This is a genomic window from Flavobacterium sp. (assembly GCF_035456085.1).
Classification (GTDB): domain Bacteria; phylum Bacteroidota; class Bacteroidia; order Flavobacteriales; family Flavobacteriaceae; genus Flavobacterium.
Map to the genome: position 1 here is coordinate 51,417 of NZ_DATIDY010000021.1, position 6,903 is coordinate 58,319.

Annotated in this window: 4 protein-coding genes; all 4 read left to right on the forward strand. The window is 31.1% G+C overall.

Features of this window, described 5'->3' with window-relative positions; genetic code table 11:
- Window positions 1–15 precede the first annotated feature (15 nt).
- A complete protein-coding gene (locus VLC96_RS01585; RefSeq protein WP_325260293.1) occupies window positions 16–1,014 on the forward strand; it encodes a T9SS type A sorting domain-containing protein in 999 nt (332 codons plus the stop codon).
- 229 nt (window positions 1,015–1,243) lie between these two features.
- Window positions 1,244–2,425: a nicotinate phosphoribosyltransferase gene (gene pncB, locus VLC96_RS01590; protein ID WP_414655557.1), complete on the forward strand. Its 1,182-nt coding sequence runs from the start codon at window positions 1,244–1,246 to the stop codon at window positions 2,423–2,425.
- A 19-nt stretch (window positions 2,426–2,444) separates the two neighbouring features.
- Window positions 2,445–2,972, forward strand: a complete 528-nt coding sequence (locus tag VLC96_RS01595) for an NADPH-dependent FMN reductase (protein WP_325260294.1) — start codon at window positions 2,445–2,447, stop codon at window positions 2,970–2,972.
- 446 nt (window positions 2,973–3,418) lie between these two features.
- Window positions 3,419–6,903 (forward strand): PAS domain S-box protein (locus tag VLC96_RS01600; RefSeq protein WP_325260295.1); only part of this gene is annotated, 3,485 nt, incomplete at its 3' end.

Sequence of the window (6,903 nt, forward strand, 5' to 3'; positions counted from 1 at the left end):
TTAACCCCCGATTTTATGAAGAAAATCTACTTATTTATTGGATTATTTTTAGTCCTGCCTTTTTATGGTCAACAAAACTCTTTAAATTTTGATGGAGTTGATGATGAGGTTTTAGTTCCAAGTTTTTTTGTGCCAAATAGCTTAAGCGGCTCAAATGTCCTAACTGTGGAAGCCTGGGTAAAACCCGCTTTAGCAAATTATCCTACCTCTGGTGCAATTGTAAGTAATCATGGTTCCAATACACAATTTGCATTGAGAGCTTTGAAAACCGGCTATGAATTTTTTATTGGATTTGGAATTTATGCTATTACTACTCCAGAAAATTCATTAAAACAAGGGGTATGGCAACATATCGCAGGTGTATATGATGGGAATTCAATTAAAATCTATATTGATGGCGTATTACAAGGAACTAACAGCACTGGTTCAATGTCATCTTTGCCAAATTCATCAAGCATAGTATACATTGGATGTGATGGTTTTCCTGACGAAAAGTTTTCTGGAGACTTATATGATGTACGTATTTGGAAAAAAGCAGCCACGGATGCTGAAATTACTACAAATATGAATGCTGTATTAAATGGAAATGAAGCTAATTTATTGGCACTTTATAGCTTTAATCAAGGGACAGCTTCAGGAAATAATGATACTGTTACAACTTTGCATGATTCTTATATCAATCCCAACGATGGAATACTGTATAATTTTGCTTTAAATGGAAATTCATCAAACTGGTTAGACAAAAATTACGTAGCATTAAGTACAAAACAATTTGATAATGCTGTGAAATTAAACATTTCGCCAAATCCAACATCAGATTTTGTGAATGTTGAAGGCTTTAATACATTTAATGCGACGGCTGAAATATATGATCTGAATGGCAGAAAATTATTTTCAGAAAACGTAAGCCAAACTCAAAACATTATTAGTTTAAAAAAATTAAGCAATGGTGTTTATTTTATTAAAATAATATCTGATAAAGGCATTACAACTAATAAAGTAATTAAAAAATAAGGTACTTTATAACTTAATTTTACTATCAAAAAGAAGGAGAAATGATTTGTCGTTTCTCCTTCTTTTTTATACTATCCAGCCATTAAATAAGTTATTATAATTTTATAGTTAATTTCACTGATAGTATTTTCAATATAGAAAATTCAATTTTTAAGTTTAAATTTACTTTAGACTATATCGCTGAAAAGCATTGTTTTGTGTTTGGGCTAGAATAAAAAATCAATTTATAATGAATATGGGTTCAATTAAACTACAGTCAATTTTAGATAATGATTTTTATAAGTTGACCATGCAACATGCAGTAATTAAGCTTTTTCCAAACGCAAAAGTTCGTTACGCATTTATCAATCGGGGCAAGCATCTTTTTCCTCCTAACTTTGCTATTTTACTTCGTGAAGCTGTTGATGCTATGGTTTATTTAAAATTAACTGTCGAGGAAAAGAAATTCTTAGCAGACAATTGTCCTTATTTAGACCCAACATATTTGGATTTTCTGCAAGGTTATCAATATGACCCAACCGAAGTTACAATCGAGCAGGAGGGAAGTGAATTAAAAGTAACCATCGAAGGCTATTGGTATCGAACTATATTGTGGGAAGTTCCTTTGATGGCTTTGATTTCAGAGCTTTTTTATGCTTCTCAAAATTTAATTCGAATTAGCGATGATGAAGTAAAACGCATCACTAAAGAAAAAATAGAAAAATACAATGACTTGGGAGTGGTAATTTTAGAATTTGGAACTCGCCGTCGTCATTCCTATAAAGTGCAAAGTCTGGTTAACGAAACTTTGAATGCTTTTGGCACAAGTAGTTTTTTAGGAACAAGTAATGTGCATTTAGCAATGCTTCAAAATCGAAAACCATCGGGAACGCATGCTCACGAATGGTTTATGTATCATGCATCCCAATACGGATTTAAAGTTGCCAACGCCATAAGTCTCGAAAATTGGACAAAAGTTTACGAAGGTGATCTCGGAATTGCATTGACTGATACTTATACTACAGCTGTATTTTTTGAGCAGTTTAATAAAAAATATTCCAAACTTTTTGATGGTGTTCGTCATGATAGTGGCGATCCAATTGAGTTTGCCAAAAAGACAATTGCACATTACGAACAAATGGGAATCGATCCTAAATCGAAAATTATTGTTTTCTCAGATTCTTTAAATTTTGATAAGGTCAAAGTCATTGCCGATTATTGTCGTGGAAAAATAAAAATGTCGTTCGGGATTGGAACTAATTTTAGTAATGACGTAGGTTTACCCGCTATGAATATGGTAATCAAACTTACAGATACAAAACCCGAAAACAGTCATTGGGAAGGTGCTGTAAAATTATCTGACGAAAAAAACAAACATACGGGAACTCCAAAAATGATTGATTTAGCAAAACAAGTTTTAGGAATAGAATAGTAATTTTAAATAAAGACCCATGAAAATAATAGCCTTTGCAGGAAGTCCAAGTAAAAAATCAATCAATAAAAAACTAGCCACTTATGCGGCTGGTCTATTCGAAAATGCTCAAACTGAGATTTTAGATTTAAATGATTACGAAATGCCATTATTCAGCGTGGATAAAGAAGCTGAAATTGGTCATCATTCATTAGCCCAAGCTTTTATAGATAAAATTGCTACTGCCGATTTTTTGGTGGTTTCACTTGCTGAAAATAATGGAAATTACAGTGCCGCTTTCAAAAACACAGTTGATTGGTGTTCACGTATAAATCCAAAAGTGTTTCAAGGCAAACCAATGTTGTTAATGGCAACTTCTCCTGGTGCACGAGGTGGCGCTAGTGTTCTTGAAATTGCGCAAAATAACTTTCCACGCTTCAATACAGAAATTAAAGCGGTTTTTTCGTTACCAAACTTCAACGATAACTTTGATGTGGAAAAGGGTAAAATTTCAAATCAGGAATTAGATAATCTATTGAAAGAGATTGTAAAAGGTTTTTTAAATTAAAATAAAACTCAGAAGAAAATCTTATTTTAATAATAATATTCCTAGCAATAAATAAAAGTTGTTGATGGTAATGGATAAAGAGGCACTCCAGTGCCTCTTTTATATTTTTACTGTCTGAACATAAATCTAAAATTCAGCACTAATCGTCAAAGATTTTTAGTTTTTACTTTTGCAACTATAACATTTGTAAGTTTTAACTCTTATTTTTTTTAAAATTAGCGTATTTTATCGATAAGATTTTCTGTTTTATCGATAAAATTATATTTTAGCTAACGATTCTATTTCAGAATTATTTCCCCCACCCTTTTATAATTAATTGAAGACATTTATTTGAATTTTTTTGTATAGAAATATGACAAAAAAAAACATAAATAATAGTTTTTAATAAACTTTATGTGTTTGATACTTTTTGTATTGAATACACTAATGAATAATTAATGTGTTTTATGATTAACAAGTTTAAAGCGTCTTTAGAATTAACTTTTTTTGCATTTGTGTTGTCTATACTGGCAATTTGTGTTGGAGCATATGCTGTTAGAGAAATTAGTACACTAAACAAAGGTTCTGAAGAACTATATCAAGATAGGATGATTCCTGTGCAACAAATGGTAAAAATGCGTCGTGCCATATCTGATGTGTTTATTATTACAAACATGCGATCACAAGAACAGATGGTTTTATTAAAAGCCAGTGATAACTTGAAAAAAAATCTGGAGGATATAATAATTGATTGGGAAAAGTATAAAAATACAAACTTGACCATTACTGAAAAAACAAAAATTTCAGAAACCGAGGTAGCATTAGATAAATATTCACAAACTGTAAACAAATTAATACTGTGTTTAGAACGAAACGACTTTAAAACTTTTAATAGTATTCGTCAAAGTGAACTTAATATAAATACCCAAGCCCTTTCAAATGAAATATATGATTTGATTTTTTTTCAGACAAACGAATCCAAAAATATCTTTGTTAGCAATTCTAAAGTTTACGAAGCCTCAAAACAAAAATTCACCTATTTATTATTAATAGTTTTAATTTTTTCAGTTCCATATCTGATTTACTTATTAAAGAAAAATTATACGATTATCAGAGATCGAAACCGTTTTGATAAAAAATTGGTCGAAACAGAAAGTAAATACCATTCATTATTTGAACAAGCCGGAGATGCAATTCTTGTAATTGACGAAAATTCTAATATTCGTATGGCAAACACAAGTGCATGTCAATTACTAGGGTATTCAAAGGAAGAATTTTTATCGATGGATAGTTCTGACATTTGTCCATGGGTCAGTATGCGATTGTTACAACAAGATATTGATTTGATTAAAAGGGGAGATACTCTTATAGATGAAACAAAATTACAGACAAAAGATGGAGCCATTATTGAGGTTGAAATTAATAGAAAGAAATATGAAGGAGACCATTATATTGCAATAATTCGCGATATCACCGAAAGAAAAAAATCTGAAAAACTTATTAAAGAATCTGAAGAAAAGTATCGCTATTTATTCGATAATAACCCAGGGCATATTATTATTTGGGATCCTGAAACTTTGAAGGTATTGGAAGTAAATAATACTGTACTGAATAATCACGGTTATAGCAAAGAAGATTGGGATAACATGACAGTTCTGGATAATCGTCCTACAGAAGTTCATTATAAAACAATGGATTTTGTTGAGATAATTAATAATAGTGAAGAGACTGTTTTTGACACAAATGGCAGGTATTTAAAGAAAAATGGAGAGGAAATGTTTATGAACGTGACTTCTCATAAAATTTTATATAATAGCCAAAAAGCAATGTTGTCCATTGGCCATGAAATTACGGAACAGGTAAAAGCAGAAAATGAATTAAGACAGAGCGAAGATAAGTATCGTTATTTATTTGATAACAGCCCTATTTATGCTATTGTTTGGGATATTGAAAACCTAGAGGTGTTAGAAGTAAATAATACAGTACTCAATAAATATGGCTATTCCAAAGAGGAGTGGGAGAAAATGAGTTTACTTGATTATCGACCAAAAGAGGAACATCAACGCATAAAAGATTACATTCAATTTGCTGTTAATGTTGATCAAACTGTTTTTAACGGTAATTGGAAACATGTAATGAAAAATGGAGAAGAAATAGATATGAATGTTTTTTCTCATAAGATTGTTTACAATAATAGAAATGCCATCTTATCACTTTCTACCGATATTACTGAAAGATTAAAAGCAGAAAAAGAATTAAAACAAAGCGAAGAAAGATATCGTCTCTTAACGGAAAACATTACGGATGCCATTGTTTTATTCAATGAGAAATTAGAAATAATTTACCAAAGTCCAGTAGCAGAAAGAATCTCTGGTTACAGTTTTGAAGAGAAGAAAGGTAAAATTTTATTAGATTTCTTTCATCCTGATGATCTTGAAAATGCTATTCATTTTTTAGCATCAGTTAATAGTTTGACCAAAGTTTCAACCGAACAACAATTTAGACTTATTGGAAAAGAAGGACAGGTGGTTTGGGTTGAAGGCACGGTCATTAATTTACTTGATAACAAGAATGTTGGTTGTTATATGGTGAATTACAGGGATATAACCGATAGAAAAAGGATAGAGGCTGAACTTATTGAAAATAAAGAGCTTTTGAAATTATTCGTAGAACATAGTCCTGTTTCATTGGCAATGTTTGATAACGATATGCGATACATTGCATCTAGTAATAAGTGGTTAGAGGACTATTCAATAAAGGAATCTATAATTGGTAAGAATCATTATGAGTTATTTCCAGAAATTCCGCAACGTTGGAAAGATGTACATCAGCGTTGTTTGAAGGGGGCTACCGAAAAATCAGATGATGATGTGATAATTCGTGCTGATGGTAAAGCTGAGTGGCAACGATGGGAAATTCATCCTTGGCATAAAGCTACTGGCGAAATTGGTGGTATCATGATGTTTATCGAATTGACAACTGAAAAAAAACAGGCTACAGAAATGTTTAGGCATCTTTATGAAAACAGTCCTGATACAATTCTTTATGTTAATAGAGATTTTATAATTGAAAATATAAACAAAAATATAATTAATGATACACCTGCCAAAGAGTTTATTGGAAAGAATTGTGTTGAAATTTTAGCCGAAAAAGACCAGTCATTTATAAGTGAGCAATTGAATAGATGTTTTGATAATGGAGAGAAAATAGAATTTGAATTTGAAATAAAGGAAAATGTTTGGGGTGGGGTCAGAATGATTCCTTCGTTTTTGGATAGTGATGAAGTGACTCATGTTATGATTTTTCACACAGATATTACCAACCGAAGACAGGCTAACCAAAAACTCGCAGAAAGTGAAGAAAGATACCGAATTGTAACGGAAAGTATTACTGATGCTATCATTTTGTTCAATAAGGATTTACAAATAATATACAAGAGCCCTGTTGCAGAAAAAATAAGTAATTTTAGTGCTGATGAAAGTAAAAATAAAAACCTACTGGATTTCTTTCATCCTGATGATCAAGAAAAGGCAAAACAATTTTTGGCGTCGACAAGTAAATCGAATAAAATTTCAAAAGAATCAGAATATCGAATTATTGGAAAAGAAGGACAGATAATTTGGATAGAAGGAACAGTTATTAATTTGATTGAGAATAAGAGTATTGGTGGTTATATGGTGAATTACAGGGATATAACCGAAAGAAAAAAATTAGAAGAACAACAGGCATTGATGTCTTCGATTGTTAAATCTTCTGAAGAAGCCATTGTCTCTAATACTATTGACGGAATAATATCATCTTGGAATGCAGGAGCAGAACGCGTTTTGGGTTATACTGCTGAAGAAGCAATTGGAAAACACTTTTCAATGCTTATTCCTGAAAATGAATATTATGATGAAAATGAAATCATAAATACAATAAAAAAAGGAAGTTCTATAGACTATTTGGAAAC

What these genes read in the sequence shown, in the direction of transcription:
- VLC96_RS01585 (WP_325260293.1), top strand. Translation starts at nt 16, where the DNA reads ATGAAGAAAATCTACTTATTTATTGGATTATTTTTAGTCCTGCCTTTT.
- pncB (WP_414655557.1), top strand. Translation starts at nt 1,244, where the DNA reads ATGAATATGGGTTCAATTAAACTACAGTCAATTTTAGATAATGATTTT.
- VLC96_RS01595 (WP_325260294.1), top strand. Translation starts at nt 2,445, where the DNA reads ATGAAAATAATAGCCTTTGCAGGAAGTCCAAGTAAAAAATCAATCAAT.